General features: G+C 55.4%; 20 protein-coding genes. 14 read left to right on the top strand and 6 right to left on the bottom strand.

The features are described 5' to 3' along the window. The first annotated feature begins 176 nt into the window (after positions 1-176). The 8 genes from FE788_RS10430 (at position 177) to FE788_RS14105 (ending at position 7,176) form a co-directional block, all read left to right on the top strand. A complete protein-coding gene (locus FE788_RS10430; RefSeq protein ID WP_138380584.1) occupies positions 177-1,115 on the top strand; it encodes a radical SAM protein in 939 nt (312 codons plus the stop codon). A gap of 166 nt (positions 1,116-1,281) precedes the next feature. Beyond that, a complete protein-coding gene (gene metZ, locus FE788_RS10425) occupies positions 1,282-2,502 on the top strand; it encodes an O-succinylhomoserine sulfhydrylase (protein WP_138380583.1) in 1,221 nt (406 codons plus the stop codon). A gap of 5 nt (positions 2,503-2,507) precedes the next feature. Next, the gene (apaG, locus tag FE788_RS10420; RefSeq protein ID WP_138380582.1) at positions 2,508-2,918 is read left to right on the top strand and encodes a Co2+/Mg2+ efflux protein ApaG; all 411 of its coding nucleotides are present in this window, start codon (positions 2,508-2,510) and stop codon (positions 2,916-2,918) included. Positions 2,919-2,993: 75 nt separating this feature from the next. Then, positions 2,994-3,605: a GTP cyclohydrolase I FolE gene (gene folE / locus FE788_RS10415; RefSeq protein WP_138380581.1), complete on the top strand. Its 612-nt coding sequence runs from the start codon at positions 2,994-2,996 to the stop codon at positions 3,603-3,605. A 45-nt stretch (positions 3,606-3,650) separates the two neighbouring features. Beyond that, on the top strand, positions 3,651-5,099 hold the full coding sequence (locus FE788_RS10410) for a TrkH family potassium uptake protein (protein WP_210413897.1): 1,449 nt from the start codon (positions 3,651-3,653) through the stop codon (positions 5,097-5,099). Positions 5,100-5,202: 103 nt separating this feature from the next. Next, the gene (gene argE, locus FE788_RS10405) at positions 5,203-6,375 is read left to right on the top strand and encodes an acetylornithine deacetylase (protein WP_138380580.1); all 1,173 of its coding nucleotides are present in this window, start codon (positions 5,203-5,205) and stop codon (positions 6,373-6,375) included. A gap of 15 nt (positions 6,376-6,390) precedes the next feature. Continuing rightward, positions 6,391-6,963: a nitroreductase family protein gene (locus FE788_RS10400; RefSeq protein ID WP_138380579.1), complete on the top strand. Its 573-nt coding sequence runs from the start codon at positions 6,391-6,393 to the stop codon at positions 6,961-6,963. Between the two features lie 60 nt (positions 6,964-7,023). Then, on the top strand, positions 7,024-7,176 hold the full coding sequence (locus FE788_RS14105; protein WP_168190261.1) for a hypothetical protein: 153 nt from the start codon (positions 7,024-7,026) through the stop codon (positions 7,174-7,176). 119 nt (positions 7,177-7,295) lie between these two features. Here FE788_RS14105 and FE788_RS10395 read toward each other — a convergent pair whose 3' ends face one another. From FE788_RS10395 to FE788_RS10380, 4 genes are all read right to left on the bottom strand, one after another. Further along, the gene (locus tag FE788_RS10395) at positions 7,296-8,228 is read right to left on the bottom strand and encodes an Hsp33 family molecular chaperone HslO (RefSeq protein ID WP_246058012.1); all 933 of its coding nucleotides are present in this window, start codon (positions 8,226-8,228) and stop codon (positions 7,296-7,298) included. Positions 8,229-8,248: 20 nt separating this feature from the next. Continuing rightward, positions 8,249-9,196: an ornithine carbamoyltransferase gene (gene argF, locus FE788_RS10390; RefSeq protein WP_138380577.1), complete on the bottom strand. Its 948-nt coding sequence runs from the start codon at positions 9,194-9,196 to the stop codon at positions 8,249-8,251. Position 9,197: 1 nt separating this feature from the next. After that, a complete protein-coding gene (locus FE788_RS10385) occupies positions 9,198-10,451 on the bottom strand; it encodes an aspartate aminotransferase family protein (protein ID WP_138380576.1) in 1,254 nt (417 codons plus the stop codon). A gap of 174 nt (positions 10,452-10,625) precedes the next feature. Then, positions 10,626-11,435: an ABC transporter permease gene (locus tag FE788_RS10380; protein WP_138380575.1), complete on the bottom strand. Its 810-nt coding sequence runs from the start codon at positions 11,433-11,435 to the stop codon at positions 10,626-10,628. 225 nt (positions 11,436-11,660) lie between these two features. Between FE788_RS10380 and FE788_RS10375 the strand changes: the two genes are divergently transcribed. From FE788_RS10375 to FE788_RS10350, 6 genes are all read left to right on the top strand, one after another. After that, entirely contained in the window at positions 11,661-12,098 is a 438-nt protein-coding gene (locus FE788_RS10375; protein ID WP_138380574.1) for a GcrA family cell cycle regulator, read from the top strand. Between the two features lie 214 nt (positions 12,099-12,312). Further along, the gene (locus FE788_RS10370) at positions 12,313-13,743 is read left to right on the top strand and encodes an amidohydrolase (protein WP_138380573.1); all 1,431 of its coding nucleotides are present in this window, start codon (positions 12,313-12,315) and stop codon (positions 13,741-13,743) included. Further along, positions 13,740-15,023: an amidohydrolase family protein gene (locus FE788_RS10365; RefSeq protein WP_138380572.1), complete on the top strand. Its 1,284-nt coding sequence runs from the start codon at positions 13,740-13,742 to the stop codon at positions 15,021-15,023. The genes FE788_RS10370 and FE788_RS10365 overlap by 4 nt, the downstream gene beginning before the upstream one ends. 105 nt (positions 15,024-15,128) lie before the next feature. Further along, positions 15,129-17,552 carry a zinc-dependent metalloprotease gene (locus tag FE788_RS10360; RefSeq protein ID WP_138380571.1) on the top strand — a complete coding sequence of 808 codons (2,424 nt, stop codon included), beginning with the start codon at positions 15,129-15,131 and terminating at the stop codon, positions 17,550-17,552. A gap of 11 nt (positions 17,553-17,563) precedes the next feature. Next, positions 17,564-18,559 carry a threonine ammonia-lyase gene (locus tag FE788_RS10355; RefSeq protein ID WP_138380570.1) on the top strand — a complete coding sequence of 332 codons (996 nt, stop codon included), beginning with the start codon at positions 17,564-17,566 and terminating at the stop codon, positions 18,557-18,559. A gap of 261 nt (positions 18,560-18,820) precedes the next feature. Further along, on the top strand, positions 18,821-20,038 hold the full coding sequence (locus tag FE788_RS10350) for an NAD(P)/FAD-dependent oxidoreductase (protein WP_138380569.1): 1,218 nt from the start codon (positions 18,821-18,823) through the stop codon (positions 20,036-20,038). 77 nt (positions 20,039-20,115) lie between these two features. On the opposite strand, the gene FE788_RS10345 is transcribed toward FE788_RS10350, so the two are convergent. Both FE788_RS10345 and FE788_RS10340 read right to left on the bottom strand, forming a co-directional pair. After that, positions 20,116-20,871, bottom strand: coding sequence for a Card1-like endonuclease domain-containing protein (locus tag FE788_RS10345; RefSeq protein ID WP_138380568.1), 756 nt, complete (start codon positions 20,869-20,871; stop codon positions 20,116-20,118). A 255-nt stretch (positions 20,872-21,126) separates the two neighbouring features. Further along, the gene (locus FE788_RS10340; protein ID WP_138380567.1) at positions 21,127-21,675 is read right to left on the bottom strand and encodes a cupin domain-containing protein; all 549 of its coding nucleotides are present in this window, start codon (positions 21,673-21,675) and stop codon (positions 21,127-21,129) included. Between the last annotated feature and the right edge of the window lie 125 nt (positions 21,676-21,800).

Genomic DNA, 21,800 nt, shown 5'->3' with positions numbered 1-21,800 from the left:
ATCAAGCAAAAAGAAGTCTCTCACCTTTTTGTGACCTTTTCATGATAAGGCGATCATAAGGCAGATGACTTTCACGACAAGTTGATTCATCCCCGGCTGGCAAGTTGATAAAATACGGGTATAAGATGCGGGAATGAGCAAAGGGCTTGGAACAACTAAAGGGTAACGAGGACAGTATGGATGCCATAATCCCACAAAAGAAAAAATTTTCCGATCCCCATGTAACTACCACTGGCGCGCCGCGGGCGCGGGTAGACCTTAAAAAACTAGAAGTTCTGTGGTTCAATACAGGTACATTATGTAACCTGGAATGTGGTCATTGTTACATTGAGTCTTCACCGACCAATGACCGCTTGTCCTATATTTCGGCAGAGGAGGTGCGGGACTATCTTGAGGAAGTCCACCGCGAGGGCTGGCCGGTTCGTGACATTGGCTTCACCGGCGGCGAACCGTTCATGAACCCGGATATTATGGAAATGCTGGAAGACTGTTTGCAGCGCGAATTCAGGGTTCTGGTGCTGACCAACGCCATGAAACCGATGCAGCACAAGACTGTGGGGCTTTTGGCCTTGAAGAAAAAATACGGTCCGGCGCTGCGTCTCAGGGTGTCTGTGGATCATTATGATCCGGCTGTGCATGAACGGGAACGAGGGACGGGAAGCTGGGCGCCCATGGTACGCGGGCTTCAATGGTTGGCCGAAAACGGGTTTAATTTTAGTGTTGCGGGCCGTACTTTTGCCCATGAGTCGGAAGCCCGGCTGCGGATCGGCTATCAGCACCTGTTTGACCAACTGGGAATTTCCCTGACAGCTTCGGACCCGACAGAGCTGGTTCTGTTTCCGGAAATGGATGAGACGGCTGATGTTCCCGAAATTACCACGGCATGCTGGGAGATTCTCAATGTGGCGCCGGAAGATATGATGTGTGCCACATCGCGCATGGTGGTCAAACGCCGGGGAGCGGCGCGTCCAGTGCTCATGCCCTGCACACTTTTGGCGTATGACAAGGCTTTCGAGATGGGCGAATGCCTGGGGGATATGAAAAAAACCGTGGCGCTCAACCATCCGCATTGTGCCCGCTTCTGTGTTCTGGGCGGGGCATCTTGTAGCGGCTGAGACACGACCTGCCCGGATTTTTACAGGCTTGTCTTGACGCTGCCGCATTTACCCGATACCAAGTTTGAATTGAGACTTAAGGAAGGTTGACCGGAGGAGAGCTGGTCGAAAAACTCTTCGAGAAACCCTTTGAAAAACCCTTTGAGAAACTCTGGGATTATAGGTCATGAAAAGGCATACCGGGCAGGATAAAGAGGCAACGTCAAGTTGGCGGCTGGAAACGCGGCTGGTGCGGGGGGGAACCTGGCGCAGCGAAATGGGGGAGACCAGCGAAGCCATGTTCATGACCTCCGGGTATGCCTATGACTGCGCCGAGGATGCCGCCGCGCGTTTTGCCGGAGAACAAGACGGTTATACCTATTCCCGTCTGCGGAATCCCACAGCTGCCATGTTCGAGGACCGTATGGCGCTAATCGAGGGGGCGGAAGTGGCTCGCGCTACAGCCACTGGTATGGCCGCGGTGACGGCTGCCTTGTTGGCCATTCTCAAGGCCGGCGATCATGTGGTGTCCAGCCGGGCGCTGTTCGGGTCGTGTCGTTATGTGGTGGAAACCCTTCTGCCTCGTTTTGGCGTGGAGGTGACGCTGGTGGATGGCAGGGATGTCGAAGCCTGGAAGGCGGCCATGCGGCCGGAGACGGCGGCGGTGTTCCTGGAAACACCGGCCAATCCGACACTGGATGTGGTGGACCTTCAGTTTGTTTGTGACCTGGCCCATGATCATGGGGCGCTGGTGGTGGTGGACAATGTTTTTGCCACGCCGGTGTTGCAGAAACCCATGGCTTATGGTGCTGATATTGTGGTGTATTCCGCCACTAAACATATTGATGGGCAGGGACGATGTTTGGGCGGCTGTATCCTGTCTTCCGAACAGCTTCTTGAAGAACAGCTTCTGCCGTTCTTGCGCAACACGGGCCCCAATATCAGCCCGTTTAATGCCTGGGTGATGCTCAAGGGGCTTGAGACCCTGGAGTTGCGGATTCATCGCATGTGCGACAATGCGGCGCGTCTTGCCGATATGCTGGCCGATATGAAGGGGTTCGTGCGGGTCAGTTATCCGGGGCGTAAGGATTTTGCCCAACATGAGCTGGCCATGAAACAGATGAGCCGCGGCGGGACGATTTTATGCGTTGAAGTGCCTGGCGGGCGGGAACAGGCGTTCAAATTTCTGAACAGTCTGAAAATTATTGATATCTCCAATAATATCGGGGATGCCAAAAGTTTGATGACCCATCCGGCGAGCACCACCCATGCCAGTGTGGCGGAAGAAGCGCGCCTGCAAATGGGGATCACCGAAGGCATGTTGCGTCTGTCCGTCGGATTGGAACATGTAGAGGATTTGATGGAAGACCTGCTGCAGGCTGCGGCCCAAGCAGGCATTGCGGAGTAAACCAGATGGATGACACCGGCAACACCTACAGGGCCGTGACCCGGCAGATCAGCGTGTCGGTCCAGCCCTTTTATCTGGAAGATGAGTCCAATCCGGAAGAAAACAGGTATTTCTGGGGCTATCAGATTCAGATCGAAAATCTTGGCGCGGAAACAGTGCAGCTGGAAAGCCGTCACTGGGTCATCACTGACGCGTTGGGGCAGGTTCATGAAGTGCGCGGAGAAGGCGTGGTCGGGGAACAGCCAGTGCTGGGTCCCGGTGAGGTGTTTGAATATACCAGCGGGGCGCCCCTGAAAACGCCGTCGGGGATCATGGTGGGCAGTTTCCAGATGCGCAAAAAGGACGGGACTCATTTCAATGTGGAGGTGCCGGCCTTCTCCCTGGACAGTCCCCACAGCAATCTGATGATCAACTGATCCGCGCCCGGTTAAGGGGGTGGTAACACCAGGACACGCAATATTCAGGGTTTCAGGGTAAGAAGGAGTAAATTAGTGACGTCACATAAGGAACAGGGCTTTCGCAAGCCTTCCCGGGCCGAAGCGGAAGAAGCCGTGCGCACCTTACTGAGATGGGCCGGGGATGACCCGTCCCGCGAAGGATTGAAAGATACGCCCCGTCGGGTGGTGGAGGCCTATCAGGAATTTTTCCGGGGCTATGAGGAAGACCCGCGTGATATTCTGTCCCGCACCTTTGAGGAAGTGGCAGGGTATGACGAAATGGTGGTGTTGCGGGATATCCCCTTCGAATCCCATTGTGAACATCATATGGCGCCGATTATCGGCAAGGCCCATGTGGGCTATCTGCCCCGGAACAAGGTGGTTGGCATCAGCAAGTTGGCGCGGGTAGTGCAAACCTACGCCAAGCGGCTTCAGGTGCAGGAAAAAATGACGGCTCAGATCGCAGATTGCATACAAGATGTCTTGGAGCCCTATGGGGTTGGTGTTATCATCCAGGCGGCTCATCAATGTATGACCACACGCGGGGTGCATAAACACGGGGTGTCCATGGTGACCAGCCGTATGGTCGGGGCTTTTCGCGAGGATGAAAAAACCCGCAAGGAATTCCTCTCTGTCGTGGGGCAGTTTTCGCCCTATGGCGGGTAAAGAGTAGAGGGGCTTCAGGCCCGGGTTGACAAGGGAGGGGCCGGCTTGATTGATTTCAGGCCTATTTTGCAAATCAACGGTCTGTTTCTGTTGATCCTCGGTGTAGGGATGTTGTTCCCGGCTCTGGTGGATGCAGCCGTCGGCAATCCCGACTGGCAGGTTTTTGCGGTTACTTCCGGACTGGTGTTGTTTCTGGGCAGCCTGCTTTTTCTCAGCAACAGCACCAAACAGAAAGGGTTGAGTATTCAGCAGGCTTTTCTGCTGACAGTGGTGACCTGGATTATCCTGCCGGCCTGTGGGGCCTTACCCTTCATTTATTCCGAACTGTCCTTAAGCTTCACGGATGCATTTTTTGAGGCCATGTCGGGCATTACCACCACCGGCTCGACGGTCATTACGGGACTCGACGGGGCGCCACCGGGCTTGTTGCTGTGGCGCAGCATTCTGCAATGGTTTGGCGGTGTGGGCATTGTGGTCATGGGGGTGGCGATCTTGCCCTATCTGCAGGTGGGGGGGATGCAGCTTTTTAAGGTGGAGGCCTTTGACACCATGGGCAGCGAAATTCCCCGGGCCACCCAGTTATCCATGGTGCTGTCCATTCTTTATATCGCCATCACTCTGTTTTGCGGTATCAGCTTGTGGCTTGCAGGCATGACGCCTTTTGAGGCCGTCTGTCATGCCTTTACCACGGTGGCCACCGGCGGATTTTCCACCTCGGACGGGTCCGTGGGGTATTTCGACAGCATGCTGATTGATTATCTGATTTCCTTTTTTATGGTGGTGGGCAGTCTGCCGTTTCTTTTGTATTTGCAGATGATCCGGGGGGAGACGGGCATATTGTTCCAGGACTCCCAGGTGCGTATGTTGCTGGCGCTGTTTGCTGTACTGATTATTTCCCTGTCGCTATGGCTTTGGCTGGACGGCAGATATGATATGGCGCAGGCGCTCAGATACACTACTTTCAATGTGATTTCGGTGATTACCGGAACGGGCTTTTCGACCACCGACTATACCTTGTGGGGACCAGTGGCCACGCCGTTGTTCTTTTTTATCATGTTTATCGGTGGATGTACCGGGTCCACCTCCTGCGGTATCAAGGTCTTTCGGTTCCAGGTTTTTTTCGCCAGCACAGTGACTTCGCTGAAGCGTATGTTACGGCCCAACGGCATTTATATACCGAAATTCAACGGCAAACCTATTTCCTCCGAAGTGGCCGGCTCTGTTGCCTCATATCTGTTTATCTTTATTGTCAGTTTTGTGGTGTTGACCTTTGGCGTCACCTTGACGGGCGTGAATTTTACGACCGCGGCTTCCGGCGTGGGGACGGCGCTGGCTAATGTGGGCCCGGGGGTGGGGGCCCTGATCGGGCCGGCGGGCAATTTTCAGAATCTGCCGGATGTGGCGAAATGGTTTCTGACCTTCGCCATGCTGATCGGCCGCCTTGAACTGTTTGCCGTCATGGTACTGTTCATGCCGCAATTCTGGCGAAACTGATGAAAGAGAGACCCATTGTATCTAGGAACAGATTGTATCTGGGAACAAGTCTGTTATGTATATCAGGCAGTCAACAACTTCCCAAACAGGGGCTGAAACCAATATGGACAAATATACCTCCTGTGAGCTTCTTGCCCGGCTTGTTGCCTTTGATACCACAAGCTGGAAGTCCAATCTGGATCTGATCCGTTTTGTGCAACGCTATCTGGCTGGATATGGCGTCCCTTCGCGACTCTTGTTCAATGAAGCGCAAAATAAAGCCAATCTGTTTGCCACACTCGGCCCGGCGGATCAGGGGGGGATCATCCTGTCGGGTCATACCGATGTGGTGCCGGTAACGGGGCAGGATTGGACAACCCCGCCTTTTGAACTGACCAAACGGGGCGGGCGTCTTTATGGGCGCGGCAGCAGCGATATGAAAGGGTTTATTGCCTGCTGTCTTGCGGCCGTCCCGGATTTCCTGCGGCGGGGACTGAAAGAGCCTGTTCACCTGGCCTTTTCCTATGATGAGGAGGTGGGGTGCACCGGAGTGAGCAGTCTTTTGGATATGATCCGGGATATGTCCCCGCGGCCTCGGGCCTGTATTGTCGGTGAACCCACCGACATGAAGGTGGTCAACGCCCATAAGGGCATCAGATATATGAAAACCCGTATCCAGGGCCGGGAAGCTCATTCCAGCACGGATCGGGGACTCAACAGCATCTATTATGCCGCGGAACTGATTTCATATCTCAACCGCCTAAGGGAAGAGATGAAAACCCGTCCAGCCCCATCTGAAGGATTCGATCCGCCCTATACCACCGTGCAGGTGGGCACTATTCGCGGGGGGGAAGCCGCCAACATTACCCCGGCCCATTGTGAATTCGAATGGGAATATCGTCCCGTCCCGGGGAGCGACCCGGACGAAATTCTGACCCGCTTCCAGGAATTTGTGGAAGATGAAATTCTGCCGAAAATGAGGGCGGAAGGCGGTACTCCGGAAGCGGTTCAGACCGAACAGATCGCTAATGTTCTGCCGCTGTTGCCGGAAACAGGGTCGCCGGCGGAAAGTCTGGTGCTGGCGCTGGCGGAACAGAACAGCGTATCGGCGGTTTCTTATGGCACCGAAGCGGGGGCCTTCCAGAAAACCGCCGCGGTGCCGACCGTGGTCTGCGGCCCAGGCAGTATCTTGCAGGCACACCGGCCGGATGAATATATTGACCAGGCCCAACTCGACGCCTGTGATGCGTTTTTGAAACGCCTTCAGGACGTGGTTTGTGAGAAAAGTTCAGATTAAGAACAGGAAAAGTGTATGTCTGTCATTACCGCCATCAGAACAAGGCGCAGCAATCCCTTTGTGCAAGAGCGTGACGTTTCAAAGGAACTGATTGAACGGATCCTCGATGCCGCGGTCTGTACGCCGGTACATTACAACACGAACCCCTGGCGGTTTCTGGTGATCCGGGGAGAGGGGCGGGCGCGCCTGGGCAGCTATATGGCGCAATGTTTTGCGGCGGAACAGGATAATCCCGACAGCCCCGAGGTCCGGCAGAAAATGGAAACCCTGGCGGCTAAACCATTTCGTGCGCCGGTAATCATCGTGGTGGCGGCCGCCCGCTCCGACCATCCCAAGGCGCTGATGGCGGAAAATGTAGCGTCGGCTTCGGTTGCCTGCCAGAATATCCTACTGGCGGCAGAGGAATTGGGGCTGGGCTGTATCTGGCGCACCGGATCCTTTGCCTATAATGACCGGATGCGTCATCTTCTGGGGTTTGAAGAAGGGACGCAGATCGTGGGGTTCATGTATCTGGGGCATCCGGTCCGTCCGCTGCCGCCGGCTGAACGGCCGCCGGGGGAAAGCTTTACCCGATGGCTGGAGGACTAGAGTGAATTGTGCATAGGTTGACCCATTCTGCCGGTCAGGTCTGGTTCAGGAGCCAGGGGTTTGGCGCAGGCCATACTGGCGGTACGGCCCAGCCAAACCCCGCCGGAACTGGACCAGATCGGCCCGGCCCTTCGGGTTGGCGGCTTGGGGCCGCTCACCTTGTCAGACGCCTGGCCCGATGCCCCGCATCGCCCGGCGCCGTCTTCCGCGTGAAGCGGGCCGCAATCCGCCAACAGAATTGAGCCAACCTATTCACAATTCACTCTAGAGTAAATTGTGCATAGGGTGGCGCAATTTACTCTGGCCTCGATCTCATTCCCATTCACTTCACTCTAATTGATCAGCTTGTTCAGCTCGAACTGATGGCTGGTTTTGCAGAACTCACAATCCATGGTGATGATACCGTTCTGGGCCATATGTTCCAGGTCTTCGCGGCTGAAATTACTGAGGACCTGACGCAGTTTGTCCTCGGAACAGCGACAGCCGTTGCGCACACCGACCGGCTCATAGACCCTCACTCCGCCCTCATGATACAGCCGGAACAGGATTTCCTGCAGTGAGAGGTCGGGATTGAGCATTTCCGCCTCAGTCAGGCTGGCGAGAAGCGTTGAGGCATTGCGCCAATCTTCATCCAGCTTTTCCTGTTCCAGTTCCCTGTGACGGTCCTGTTCGCTGCTGCGGGCCAGATGCTGAATGATGATGGCTGCGCCGCGCCATTGGCCGCTGGCCTCCTTGCGGCAGACGACTTTGACATGAGAGCGCAATTGTTCGGAGGTCTGGAAATATTCTTCGGCGGCTTCAGCCAGGCTCTCCCCCTTAAGATGGACAATTCCCTGATACCGGTCCATATACCGTCCCTGATCCAGGGTGATGGCCATATATCCCCCACCCAACAGTCGTATGGGAGCGTTCCGTTCCTCCTGTGAAGCCTGGGCGACGGCGTCGGCGTCATATTGGGCATACCCCCGGATCACGCCGCCATCCGTTGTTCCGTCGGTGGCAAAATCGCTAACCAGGAAACGGATAGCCCCTTCCGTTTTGATCTGAATGGTCAGGATGCCGTCATATTTCATCATACTGCCGAGAAGGGTGGACAGCAGCATAACCTCCCCCAGAAGAGTGCTGACCGGCTCGGCATAGGCATGGGTTTTCAATACCTGGTCAAGGGTGTGATCCAGCCGGACAATGCGTCCTTTGATGTCCCGGTTTTCCAGGCTGAAGGGCAGGCATATATCGCGGTAAGAAAGAGTGATCTGGTCCGTCATGGTCACAGCAGCTTTCAATCCTATTTGCCAAAACACCACATCAGGATGCTCTTTTGAATATGCAGCCGGTTTTCTGCCTCGTCCCAGATCACCGATTGGGGGCCATCAATCACTTCGTCAGTGACTTCCTCACCGCGATGGGCCGGCAGGCAATGCATGAAGATGGCCTCCTTGCGGGCCTCACGCATGAGCTGTTTGTTGACCTGATAGGGGGCGAGGATTTTAAGGCGCTGTTCTGCATCTGTATCGCCCATGGACACCCAGGTATCGGTGATCACGCAGTCGCTGTTCCGGACCGCTTCCTGCGGGTCATGGGTGAGTGTCACCCTGCCGCCCTTGTCCCGGGCCCAGTCCAGGACATGGGCAGGAGGCATGAATTCTTTCGGGCAGGCCAGCGCCAGTTCACAGTCAAACAGAACGGCGGCGTGGATCCACGAGGTGGCCACATTATTGCCGTCTCCGGACCAGGCGATCTTGCGCCCCCCGATGGCGCCCAGATGTTCCTCAAAAGTGAGAATATCGGCCATGACCTGACAGGGGTGGGAAAAATTCGTCAACGCATTAATCACCGGGACACGGGCATGTTCGGCCATTTCCAGCAGCGCCTCATGGCTGTTGGCCCGGAGCATGATGGCGTCCACAAACCCCGAGAGCACCTGCGCCGTGTCAGAAACGGTTTCTCCACGGCCCAATTGCATGTCCTGGCCCTGCAGAATCACGGCAGATCCTCCCAACTGATGTATTGCCATTTCAAAGGAGACCCGGGTCCGGGTGGAAGGTTTTTCAAAAATCATGGCCAGGCTTTTATCCGCCAGCGGCCGGTCGGGGTGCACAAACCCCTTTCCGCTTCCTGTGACGGCCTGTTTCAGGGCTTTGCCCTTGTCAATGATTTCCCGGGCTTCCTCAGGGGTTAAGGAGGCCAGGTCCAGGAAATGCCGTTGGGGGGGATTCAGTTTGAATGTACCCATTTTAGTCCTCTGTTTCCGTCGCCTGCCGGGCGGCGGCCAGTGCCTTGTTCAGGGTCTGACAGGTTTTCTCCAGTTTTGCCAGGGCTTCTTCAATATGCTCCTCGGTAATAATCAGCGGCGGCAACAGCCGGACGGTATTGTCTGCGGCGCCGATTACCATCAATTTGTTGTTAAGCGCCTCGGCCACGAAATCCGGAACCGGCACCTTCAGTTTCAAGCCAAGCATCAGGCCCATGCCCCGCACCAGCTCAATGACATCGGGATAGGTGGCGCCAAGCTTGACCAGGGATTTTCTCAGTTCATAGGACATGCTGTCAACATGCTCCAGAAACCCTTCCGCCAGCAGCACGTCAAGCACCGCATTTCCCACCGCCATGGCCAGCGGATTGCCGCCATAGGTGGAGCCATGGCTCCCGGCCGTCATACATTGCGCCACATGATCCCGGGCCAGACACGCGCCCAGCGGGAAACCGCCGCCAATGCCCTTGGCCGTGGCCAGAATATCGGGGGTTACATCGCTCCATTGATGGGCGAACAACTTGCCGGTCCGGCCCATACCGCACTGGACTTCGTCAAAGATCAGCAGCAGACCATGTTTGTCGGCAATATCGCGCAGTTTTTGAAGGTTTTCGGGGCTGACCGGGCGAATGCCGCCTTCGCCCTGAACCGGTTCAATCAGAATGGCGGCGGTTTCTTCGGTCACGGCCTTTTCCACCTTGTTCATATCCTTGTAGAACGGCAGATGGTCAAAACCGTCAAGTAAGGGACCAAATCCCTTGACCAGTTTTTCCGAACCTGCGGCCGAGATCGTGGCAATGGTCCGGCCGTGAAAACAGCCTTCAAAGGTGATGATACGGTTGCGGTCCGCTTCGCCTTTGTCATAAAAATATTTACGCGTCATTTTAATGGCGCATTCCAGAGCTTCGGCCCCTGAGTTGGTAAAAAACATGCTGTCGGCGAAGCTTTCCGTCACCAGACGTTCCGCCAGGCGCTCCTGGCCTTCAATACGGTAGAGATTGGAGGTATGCCAGATCTTGCTAGCCTGGTCGGTGAGCGCAGCCACCAACGCCGGATGACAGTAACCCAGATTGTTCACGCCAATACCGCTGCCGAAATCGAGATAGCGGTTGCCCTCCCGGTCATAGGCATAGACGCCTTCACCGCGGACAAAAGCGACATTTGCACGGGCATAGGTCGGCAGGACAGGCGGAACAAGGCTTTCTTCCGTGTTATCGTTTTTGCTGTTTTTAATCATTACCTTAATCTCGATTTATCAATGTCGTTGGGGCCGCGGAAACCGGATGCCGGAACCGCGAAATATCCCTGGAACTCCAGGGCCTGTCAATAGAAACTATTGTGTTCGGCCGGTTGTCCCCAGAAATACGGAGACATAACGCGGAGACTTAACGCGAAAATTCAATGCGGAAATTCAGGGGCGCAGATTATACCCGGATTTCAGCATACGGTATGTGACAATCCAAAGAAACAGATTCAAGCCTGCCAAGTACAACATGCCAATCAGCGGATCTGCATCCGCCCGTCCGATCATGCCGTAACGGAAACCATCAATCATATAGAAAAAGGGATTGATATGGCTGAGATCATGCCAGATCCCCGGCAACCGGTCGATGGAATAAAACGTACCGGACAGAAAGGATAGCGGCACGATAATAAAATTGTTGATGGCTGCGGACTGTTCAAATTTTTCCGCCCAGATGCCGGCAATAATACCCAGCAGTGACAACAACATGGCGGTGCCGATCCCAAAATACAGCATGGCCCAGACATGGCTGAACGGCAGACGTACAAACAGGAACATGGCCAGCGTGAGGATCACCCCCACCAGCAGACCCCGGGTCACACCGCCCAACATATAGGCGACGGCAATCTCCCCCGGGCCCAGCGGCGCGAGCAGGATGTCCACAATGTTTCCCTGCATCTTGGCGGACATCAGGGAAGACGAGGGATTGGCAAAGGCATTTTGCAGCACCGACATGATAATCAGCCCCGGGGCGAGAAACAGCGGATAGGAAATATCCCCGCTGACCCGGGTGCCGCCGCCCAAGGCCAGGGTGAAAATGGTCATAAACAGAAATGTGGTCACCACAGGCGCCAGAACCGTCTGTCCCAGAACCTTGCAAAAGCGCCAGACTTCTTTCCCATAAAGGGTCCACACCCCGTACCAGTTGACGGTGCCGATTTTTATGCTGCCAAAGGCGGGAAGCTGTTGGTCACTCATGTCCTGTTTGCCTTAAAGTTATTCCTCGGGCGTATCGAAGGCTTCTTGTACAGGAGAATCGCCAATGGAACAAGCCCGGGGCAGTGGGGGAGGGGAAGAATACTGCGATCTTGACCTTTTTGTGACAGAGCATTAGACAAGGCCCTTCATGTTGCCTATATAATCAGTATATATTTAAGCGTTGGTGACGCTGCTTCTTGATAGTCTGAATGAAGGAAATATCTCATGGCCTGGACAGATGAACGGGTTGAAAAGTTAAGAGAACTTTGGGACAAGGGCTTAAGCGCCAGTCAGATTGCCAAAGAACTGGGTGAAGGGGTGACACGCAATGCGGTGATCGGCAAGGCGCATCGCATGGGGCTCGCCTCGCGGCCGTCTCCGGTGAAAACCGACCCGGCCAAAAAAGTCAAAAAGGCTGTCGAGAAGAAAAAACCGTCCAGGAAAGCCGCCGGGGGCAAGGTCTCTCTTCTGGAGCTGACGGACCGAATGTGTAAATGGCCCATTGGCCATCCTGGAGAGCCGGATTTCCATTTTTGCGGCAAACCTTCCCGGCCTGGTTTTCCCTATTGTCAGGAACATTGCGCCGAAGCCTATCAGGTGCAGCAGCCCCGCCGCGACCGGCGTACCAACCGCGGCCGGATCAGTGCTTCTCCCATTCGCTGATGCTCTCTTGAAATATCGCTCTCTCCTTTCTGAAGTCTATTCCCCGTAAGGAAGGAGAGAGCGCCTATCCTCGACAGGTTGTGCCTGTTTGTATTTTTTCTGCCTTTTCCCCTTTTTATGATGTTTCATATTTTCTTGCGGAACATTATTTGCTACCGTTCCGGTGCTTGAAAAATATGAACAAGAAAACGCACGCAACAATACGGGGATAGATATGCACTATCACAAAAAAACTGCCTTCTGGCTGATGAGCGCCGGAATGGCTTTTTCTTTATGCTTCGGGGCGGTTCAGGCCCAGGAAACGGCGGACCCGGCCAAAGAACAGGCGCCGCTCGTCCGCATCAACAAGGATCCTTATCCAAGCACTTATAAACCGTTTCCTTCCCAGATGACGGCCATTGTCGGCGCGACCATTCTGGATGGGACGGGCCGGCAGATCGAAGGGGGTACGATTCTGATGGACGAGGGCAAGATTGTGGCAGTAGGCCACGATCTGGATATCCCTGTGGGCGCTAAGGTGATTGATGCCCAGGGCAAATGGGTGACCCCAGGTATTATTGACGTGCATTCCCATCTCGGGGTTTATCCGGCGCCGGATGTGAAGTCTACGGCTGACGGCAATGAAGCCACCAGCCCGGTGACGGCAAAGGTGTGGGCAGAACATTCTGTCTGGCCGCAGGATACGGGATTTTCCCGGGCGCTGGCCGGCGGGATTACCACCCTTCAGATTTTGCCCGGTTCGGCCAATCTGATTGGCGGTCGGGGTGTGACGCTGAAAAATGTGCCGGCGCGCACGGTGGAGGCGATGAAGTTTCCCGGTGCGCCTTACGGCCTGAAAATGGCCTGCGGCGAGAATCCGAAACGGGTTTACGGTAACAAAGGCGGTCCTAGCACCCGCATGGCCAATATGGCCGGCTATCGCGAAGCCTGGATCAAGGCCAAGGAATACAAGGCGAAATGGGATAAATATTACGCCGATTATGACGCCGGCAAAAATCCCACTCCACCGGCCCGGGACCTGGAAATGGAAACCCTTGTCGGGGTTTTGGAAGGAGAGGTTCTGATTCATAACCATTGCTACCGGGCCGATGAAATGGTCTCCATGATTAATATGGCCAAGGAATTTGGTTACAAGATCTCCACCTTCCACCATGCGGTGGAAAGTTACAAGATTGCCGATATTTTGGCCGAAGAAGGCATTTGTTCGGCCATGTGGGCCGACTGGTGGGGGTTCAAGCTCGAAGCCTTTGACGGCATTAACGAAAATATTCCCATGGTCGCCAAGGCCGGGGCCTGTGCCATTGTGCATTCGGATTCCGACATTGGTATTCAGCGGCTCAATCAGGAACTGGCAAAGGCCTGGGCTGATGGGCGCAAGGCCGGAATCGAATTTACCAAGGCGGAAGCCTTCACCTGGCTGACATCAAAGCCGGCCGAAGCCTTGGGTATTGCCGATCAGACAGGCACCCTTGAGAGCGGCAAGATGGCCGATGTGGTGGTGTGGTCTGGGGATCCGTTCAGCACCTATAGTGTGGCCGAGAAGGTCTATATCGACGGGGCGCTGATGTATGACCGGCATAATCCCGACCTTTATCCACAGAGCGATTTTGAATTGGGCCAGAACCGGAAAGGAGACCACCAATGAAACAGCCGGCACTGAAACAGATTGTTAGAAAAGCCGCCCTCGGCGCAGCCCTTCTTCTTTCCGCCGTTTCGGGGCAGGCGCTGGCGGAAACCATTGCCATTACCGGCGGCAAGGTCATGACCCTGGGCAAGCAGGGCACGCTGGAAGAGGCCACAATCCTGATTGAAGACGGGAAAATCCGTGATGTGGGTCCCAATGTGAGCATTCCTAACGGGGTAAAAGTTATCTATGCGGGTGGAAAAGTGGTCACCCCCGGTTTCATGAATTCCCATTCGCGATTGGGCATTACCGAAATCTCCCTGTCGGAGGATTCCAATTCCCACAGTGCCAGGGAAGAACCCTTCAGCGCGGCCTTTGAGGTGCGCTATGGCCTTAATCCGGAGTCTGTGGTGATTGACGCCAACCGCGTCGAGGGGCTGACTCGTGCCGTTTCCGCCCCATCCGGTTCTGGAAGGCTTTTTTCCGGGGGAGGCATGATTCTGGCCCTTGGTGATGGGGATAGGGTCACGGCCGGGCCTGGGCCGCTGTTTGCTAATCTTCTCGACGGAGGCAATCATGCGGTGGCCTGGACCAAACTGCGTCTGATCCTGGACCAGGTCAAGGAGTATGAGGATCGCCGTTCCGACGTGATGAAGGGGCGGTGGCGGCAGGAGTATCTGCTGCCGCTTGAAGACATGGACGCCCTGATTCCGGTGGTCAGGGGGGAACGGAAACTGGTGCTTGCTCTTGAGCGGGCCGCAGACATTCGTGAAGCCATTCGCCTGAAGAAGGATTATGATCTGGATTTGATCCTTATGGATGTGCCTGAAGCTTGGAAAGTGGCCGACGAACTGGCGGAAGCGGGGATTCCGGTCGTCATAGATGCGGTGGCGAACCTGCCGTATCAGTTCCCGTCCATCGGCGCCAGCTTAAGCAATGCGGCCCGTCTGGAGCAAGCCGGCGTTCTGTTTGCCATTTCCTCACTGGGCGAAACGCACCGGGCATATCTCCTGGGACAGCTTGCTGGCAATGCGGTCGCACACGGGCTCAGCTATGAAGCGGCGTTGAAAGCCATTACCGTGAATCCGGCAAAAATCTTCGGTATCGCGGACCGCTACGGCACTCTGGAAAAGGGCAAGGACGCGGATATCGTGGTCTGGGACGGGGATCCGCTGGAGGTCGCCACCAACCCGGAACATGTGCTGGTCAAAGGTGTGGAATATCCGCTCATTTCCCGGCGGACTTTGCTGAGGGACCGGTATATGAAACTGGATCGGGATCTGCCGCCGGCCTATTATTGATAACCCCATCTTACCGGGCGGCGGGATTGCGCCGCCCGTTTTTTATCGGTTGCAAGGCCGTCATTTTCTGCGAATAAGCAGTGATCAGGTTAATCGGGGATGCACATGATACGGAAAATTATTGCCAGGGTCGTGATCGTGATAGCGTTCAGCGGGGCGAGCTGGACTGCCCACGCGGAAACCATTGCGGAATTTACAAAGGGGATGACAGCCCGCGAGGGCTTTTTTACCTTTTTTGTGGATGAAAATCAGAGCAGAATTTATCTGCAGGTGGATCGCCTGGATGATCCCTTTATTTATCAGGTAGGGTTGCCGCAGGGGCTGGGGTCCAATGATATCGGTCTTGATCGCGGCCAGATCGGGGCCACGCGACTGGTGAAGTTCACACGATCCGGTAACAGGATCCTGCTTCAGGAAATTAATACCCGTTATAGAGCTCTAAGCGACAACCTGGAGGAAGTCAGGGCGGTTGAGGACGCCTTTGCCGCTTCCGTGTTATGGGGTTTTCCCATCCAGGCCACGGCAGACAAGACTTTCCTGGTGGACATCACCGATTTTCTGCTCAGTGACCAGCACGGCATTGCCCGGACCATCGCGGCCCGCGGACAGGGCCGTTTCAGTGTGGAGCCATCCCGTTCAGCGCTTTATCTGCCCCGGATCCGGAACTTTCCGCGCAACAGCGAATTTGAAGCCACGCTCACCCTGACCGGCGACAATCCCGGCCCTTATGTGCAAGATGTGGCGCCGCACAGCCATTTTCTCACCCTGCGCCAGCATATTTCTTTCGTCGCCCTGCCTGAACCGGGGTATGAACCGCGGGTGTTTGACCCACGCAGCGGTGCCATCTATCTGGAATATAAGGACTATGCAGCACCGCTGGGCGAAGACATGACCCGGCGGTTGATCATTCGTCACCGATTGAAGAAAAAACATCCTGAGCGGGCCGTCAGCGATCCGGTGGAACCGATTGTGTATTATCTGGATCCTGGTACGCCGGAACCCATTCGCAGTGCTCTGATCGAAGGCGGCAACTGGTGGGCGGAGGCGTTTGAAGCCGCAGGCTTTTCCAATGCCTTTCGGGTGGAAATGTTGCCTGAAGGGGCCGATCCGATGGATGTGCGCTATAATGTGATCAACTGGGTGCATCGCGCTACGCGGGGTTGGTCTTATGGGGCGAGCGTGGTGGACCCGCGCACTGGGGAAATCATCAAAGGGCATGTAACCTTAGGCTCCCTGCGTGTGCGCCAGGACCTGTTGATTGCCACGGCCCTGACCTCTCCTTATGCCACAAAGGACAGCACGATTGAGACGCAAAAAGATATGGCGCTGGCCCGAATTCGGCAGCTTTCGGCCCATGAAATCGGCCATACACTGGGATTTGCCCATAACTTTGCCGCCAGCCCCACAGACCGGGCTTCGGTCATGGATTACCCCCATCCCTGGGTCACCTTAAAAGAGGATGGCACCGTTGATCTTTCCGATGCTTATGATACGGGGATTGGGGAATGGGATAAGTTGGCCGTGGAATATGCCTATCGGGAATTTTCCGATAAGACGGCGGAAGAAGCCGACCTTGCCGCCATTCTGGAAAAACAGAAGGCGGAAGGTTTAAGGTTTATTTCCGATGAAGCCGCCCGCGGGATCGGCAATCTTCACGCCACCGCTCATCTGTGGGATAACGGGTCGGACATGGTGGCGGAACTGGCGCGCCTTTATCAGCTGCGCCGGGTGGCGCTTGACAACTTTTCCGCCGCGGCCATTCCGTTCGGGGCGCCGTTGTCGTCGCTGGAAGAGGTTCTGGTGCCGCTTTATTATCTGCCGCGTTATCAGATGGAAGCGGTGGGCAAGCTGATCGGGGGGCTGCAATATGACTATGCCCTGCGTATGGAGGAGGTGACGAACGCCTATGATCCGGTGCCTTCAGAACAGCAGGTAGCCGCCCTGGATCAGCTTCTTGCGGGGCTTGCGCCGGAAAACCTGATCCTGCCGGAACGGGTGATGCGGCTTCTGCCGCCCAAGGCGTATGGATATAATCTCAGCCGGGAAAGTTTCCCGCGTCGCACCGGACGCAGTTTTGATCCGCTGACCAGCGCCGAAGCCCTGGCGGGGCATGTGTTTGACATTCTTCTGGAAGAAAGTCGTCTGGCCCGGCTGGAAGAGCATAATTTGAGAGGACTGGTGGCATTGTCCCTTGGTACTTATTTTGAACGTCTTGCCCGCACCACCTATATGGCGGCGCGACAAGACGGGTTTGCCGGGGCGGTGCAGCGGCGGGTCAATCATGTGCTGTTTCACCGGATGATGACAGGGGCTGGCAGCACCACGGCCAGCGATTCCGTTCGGGCTGGGCTGCGCCAGCATTTGATGATCCTCAAAAACTGGCTGGAGAAACAGGCCAAGACGGTTCGGGAAAGCGGCTGGCGCGCTCATTACCGGTTCGAAGCCTCCCGCATTGAGGCCTTTCTGCAGGGACGGTTTGATCCCGCCGAAGAGAAAATTGCCGCTATGCCGCCGGGATCGCCGATCTGAGGAGAAAAACCGTGACAGAACATGCTATTCCGTCTTTGGAAGAGATCCGCCGGGCAGCGGCGCGGATCAGGGATGAGGCAGTGCGCACGCCCTTATTGCCTTCCGCGCCCTTGTCAGAGGATACTGGCGCCCGCGTTTTTCTGAAACCGGAAAACCTGCAACGGGTCGGGGCCTTTAAGTTTAGGGGGGCCTATAATCGGTTGGCGCAGCTGACCGCAGCGGAAAAGGCCCGTGGGGTGGTGGCGTTTTCTTCCGGAAACCATGCCCAGGGGGTGGCGGCAGCGGCCCGGATTCTGGGGATACAGGCGACCATTGTCATGCCCTCGGATGCACCGCAAATGAAGGTGGACAACACCCGCTCTTACGGGGCGCAGGTGGTGTTGTATGACCGGGAACGGGAAAGCCGCGAAGAAATTGCCGCGGATCTTGCCATGCGCAGCGGCGCGACTGTAGTGCCAGCCTTTGAGGACCCGCATATTATAGCGGGGCAGGGCACGGCAGCGCTGGAGAGTGTCGAGCAACTGCGCCGACAGACCCGCAATCCCGATGCCCGGTTTGACCTGTTTGCCTGTTCCGTGGGGGGCGGAGGCCTGATTTCCGGCTGCTCTATTGCCTTGCGGGCCTTGACCTCTGAGACAGAAATCTATGGGGTGGAGCCTGCCGGTTTTGATGATGTGGGCCGCTCACTGCAAAGCGGCCGACTGGAACGAAATGACCGCTTGTCGGGCTCGGTATGTGATGCTCTTCTGTCGCCATCGGCCGGTATGCTGACCTGGTCCATTATCCGGCGGAATGTCACCGGCATGAGGGCGGTTACGGATCAGGAGGCCCTTCGGGCCGTGAAATATGCCTGGGAAAAGCTGAAGCTGGTGGTGGAGCCGGGCGGGGCCGTGGCGTTGGCCGCGCTTCTTGGTGGTAAACTGGAGGTAGAGGGCAAAACAGTCTGTCTTCTTCTCAGTGGCGGTAATATTGACCGGCAGACATTGATCCGCGCCCTGGAAACCTAGAGTGAATTGATGACCGCGCCATTCACTCTAGGTTTTTATTCCGGAGAGCCTGCGCCATCGCGACCCCGCGTCAGCGGGTGTGGCGATCCATTCCCCGGTGCACTGGATTGCGTCGTCGTTGCCGCGCCTTGCGATGACGTTTCCATGTCATGTCTTGTTTGAGGATTTGATCATTTTGTTCGTTATGAATATAAGGTATGACTAAGCCATAACGAACAATCCATAACGAACAATATATTATAGAGGTAGAGAGCCACCATTATGACTGAAACAGTTTTGATTGTCGGCGCGGGGCACGGTTGTGCCCAGGCGGTTGCCAGCCTGCGCCAGGAAAAATTTGATGGAAAAATCATTGTCGTAGGGGATGAACCCTATATTCCCTATCAGCGTCCGCCACTGTCCAAGGATTTCCTGAAAGGGGAGCTGCCGTTGGAACGCCTCTATATCAAACCGGAAAAATTCTATGCTGATCGGGATGTGGAGCTGAAGCTGGGGCACCGTGTGACCAGCATCAACCCGGTTGCCAAAACCGCCAGCCTGGAGACGGATGAGATTCTTTCCTGGGATCATCTGATCCTTGCCACCGGGAGCAATGTCCGCCGGCTGAATGCGCCGGGACATGAATTGAAGGGCATTCATTATCTGCGCACCGTTGCCGATGTGCATGCCATTCAGGCGGATTTCGACGGCGCAGAAAATGTCGTCATCGTGGGGGGCGGCTATATCGGTCTGGAAATTGCGGCGGTGGCCCGGCAGAAAGGCAAGGCGGTGACGGTTCTGGAAATGGCAGACCGGATACTGAACCGGGTTGTGGCACCGGAAATGTCCGAATTTTACCATAGGGTTCACGAAGAAGAGGGTGTCAGGATCCTGTGTCATACCGGAGTCACGGCCTTTGATGGCCAGGATGGTCGCGTCAGCCGGGTGATTGCCGGCGACGGGCAGGAGTTTGCGGCGGATCTGGTGATCATTGGCATTGGCATTACCCCGGCCCAGGAACTTGCCGAGTCGGCAGAACTGGACCTGGATAACGGCATCAAGGTGGATGAATATTGCCGGACCAGCGCGCCGGATATTTATGCCATCGGTGATTGTACGTCGCACCCGAGCCCGCTTTACGGCCGGCGCATCCGTCTGGAAAGTGTGCCCAATGCCATGGGACAGGCGAAAGTCGCCGCCAAGGCCATTTGCGGTAAGCTGGAAGTATATGATGAAATCCCCTGGTTCTGGTCCGATCAGTATGACATGAAATTGCAGATCGCCGGCCTGTCCCAGGGCTATGACCAGATTGTCCTGCGGGGCGATCCGGACAGTCGCCATCTGGCGGCCTTTTATCTAAAAGACGGGGTGCTGATTGCGATGGACGGGGTCAACAGCCCAGGCGAGTTCATGGCCAGTAAAAAACTGATTGCACAGAAAGCCACGCCGGATCCGGAAAAACTGGCCGATAGCAGCGTATCTATGAAGGAATTCCTGTAGCCAAAGCTTTCGGAGGATTGTGTGAAGGGAGTGGAGGGGGCAAGGCCCTCGCAAGGGGCATGGCGGTCCACTGGCCTTCAGATGTTTCCGACAATCTCCCGCAGCCTGTCCACCAGAATTTCATAACGCAAATCCTCAAGGCCGAGTATGGTGACCCCCAGCGCCTCGGCCTTGCCGAAAATCTGCGGGAAGCGAGCTTTGTCCCCGGCAGCCTCGTCAATCAGGTCTGTGGTGATGATCAGAACAACCTTGTCGTCGCTGCTGCCGAAATGATCCGCCAGATTGTCTGCCTCATGCAGAAAATAGGTCAGTTTTTCCAGCTTGGCTTTCACATTGCTGTAGGCGTGAAAATCCGGTTTCAGGGCCTTGCAGGAAATAAACAGCAGGTGATTGCGCACCCGGGCCAGAACATCCACTTCATTGCGCCCCTCATACCCGGTTGTTTCCCATTCGATCACTTGGGAGAAAAGCGCATCATCCGCCCCCGCTTCCAGAGTTGCAAGCCAGGCCAGTTCTTCGAGCCAGCCGCCCCCCAGATAACGCCGGACACCGGCGTCATCGACGAGGCGGTAGCGGGCGCTTCCCCGGGGGCTTGCAACGATCATGTCCATATCCATCAGCCGCTCAATGACGTGTTGCACCTGCTCATCCCGGCCGGAGAGTTTGCGTTGGCCGCCATGAAACAGATAATCTTTGACATGGTTAAACGGGACAAAATTCCGCGACAGATATTTGGTCAGGTTTTGGCGCCGGACCGCAAGTTCGATATCACCGGTCTCCCGTTTTGACAGACGGGCTGATTTTTGTGCCAGAAGTTTGATGATTTTTTGCATGTTTTTCTTAAACCTTCTGTCCAGAGCTGCACAATTCACTCTATTCTTCTGACTCTGAAATTCGTATCATATTTGTAGCAGGCTATTCGAATTTCAGAGTCAACAAGAAGACTAGTTAATTATTTGACTCTAGTGTGGTTTCTGAATTTGAAGTTCCTAAGTCGTATGACATAATCAATAACAGGAACTTCAAATTCAGAAACCACACAAGGCCTGACGCCCCTTATATCGACGACTGCTTCTCTCTGAGAGGGGCTAAAAACTGGGTGGGGTGCAGGCGGTGACCACTTCACAGACTTCCTTGCCGGGGTTCTTGAACTTATGCGGTTTGCGGCTGTCAAAATAATAGGCGTCGCCGGGGCCTAGAATCTTGCGTTTGTCCCCCACCTGTACCTCCAGATGACCTTTGAGGACCAGTCCGCATTCCTCGCCATCGTGGCTGAGGGCAATCTTGCCTGTACTGGCGCCTGGTTGATATTTCTCGTGCAGAAACTGGATGGCCTTGCCCTGAAGATTCATGCCGATTTGCCGGAAGGAAACCTGGCCGTCTCCCAGTTCTACCAGATCATCGGCCGAGAAAAAGATCTGTTCTTCGCTTTCCAGTTCCATTTCGAAAAAGGCGCCAAGACTGATGGGGATACCGTCAAGAATACGTTTGAGGGCACCGACCGTGGGATTCAGCCGATTGGATTCGATTTGTGAGATTGTCGCATTGGCCACGCCGGAGCGTTTTGCCAGCTCCCGCTGTGACAATCCGCGGGCCATGCGCACGGCTTTCAGCCTTTCTCCGATCTCGAAACTCATCTTGTTTCTTTAAGGTTGTTTAGGATAGTAAACATTTTACGATGAATTTCGGCTTTTTCAAGGACTTATTGCCCTGAAAATAACGTCTTGTCGAGGGTGGTTTTCTTTACCTATAGTCAAAGGAA

Origin of the sequence: Luteithermobacter gelatinilyticus, from assembly GCF_005849285.1 — a bacterium.
Lineage (GTDB): Bacteria > Pseudomonadota > Alphaproteobacteria > Sphingomonadales > Emcibacteraceae > Luteithermobacter > Luteithermobacter gelatinilyticus.
The sequence above is the reverse complement of the archived record's forward strand: the minus strand, read 5'-3'. Positions and strand labels throughout refer to the sequence as shown.

Bases quoted from the DNA above. Each gene is read 5' to 3' on its own strand.
- FE788_RS10430 (WP_138380584.1), top strand. From the start codon at position 177: ATGGATGCCATAATCCCACAAAAGAAAAAATTTTCCGATCCCCATGTA.
- metZ (WP_138380583.1), top strand. From the start codon at position 1,282: ATGAAAAGGCATACCGGGCAGGATAAAGAGGCAACGTCAAGTTGGCGG.
- apaG (WP_138380582.1), top strand. From the start codon at position 2,508: ATGGATGACACCGGCAACACCTACAGGGCCGTGACCCGGCAGATCAGC.
- argE (WP_138380580.1), top strand. From the start codon at position 5,203: ATGGACAAATATACCTCCTGTGAGCTTCTTGCCCGGCTTGTTGCCTTT.
- FE788_RS10400 (WP_138380579.1), top strand. From the start codon at position 6,391: ATGTCTGTCATTACCGCCATCAGAACAAGGCGCAGCAATCCCTTTGTG.
- FE788_RS10395 (WP_246058012.1), bottom strand. From the start codon at position 8,228: ATGACGGACCAGATCACTCTTTCTTACCGCGATATATGCCTGCCCTTC.
- argF (WP_138380577.1), bottom strand. From the start codon at position 9,196: ATGGGTACATTCAAACTGAATCCCCCCCAACGGCATTTCCTGGACCTG.
- FE788_RS10385 (WP_138380576.1), bottom strand. From the start codon at position 10,451: ATGATTAAAAACAGCAAAAACGATAACACGGAAGAAAGCCTTGTTCCG.
- FE788_RS10380 (WP_138380575.1), bottom strand. From the start codon at position 11,435: ATGAGTGACCAACAGCTTCCCGCCTTTGGCAGCATAAAAATCGGCACC.
- FE788_RS10375 (WP_138380574.1), top strand. From the start codon at position 11,661: ATGGCCTGGACAGATGAACGGGTTGAAAAGTTAAGAGAACTTTGGGAC.
- FE788_RS10370 (WP_138380573.1), top strand. From the start codon at position 12,313: ATGCACTATCACAAAAAAACTGCCTTCTGGCTGATGAGCGCCGGAATG.
- FE788_RS10365 (WP_138380572.1), top strand. From the start codon at position 13,740: ATGAAACAGCCGGCACTGAAACAGATTGTTAGAAAAGCCGCCCTCGGC.
- FE788_RS10360 (WP_138380571.1), top strand. From the start codon at position 15,129: ATGATACGGAAAATTATTGCCAGGGTCGTGATCGTGATAGCGTTCAGC.
- FE788_RS10350 (WP_138380569.1), top strand. From the start codon at position 18,821: ATGACTGAAACAGTTTTGATTGTCGGCGCGGGGCACGGTTGTGCCCAG.
- FE788_RS10345 (WP_138380568.1), bottom strand. From the start codon at position 20,871: ATGCAAAAAATCATCAAACTTCTGGCACAAAAATCAGCCCGTCTGTCA.
- FE788_RS10340 (WP_138380567.1), bottom strand. From the start codon at position 21,675: ATGAGTTTCGAGATCGGAGAAAGGCTGAAAGCCGTGCGCATGGCCCGC.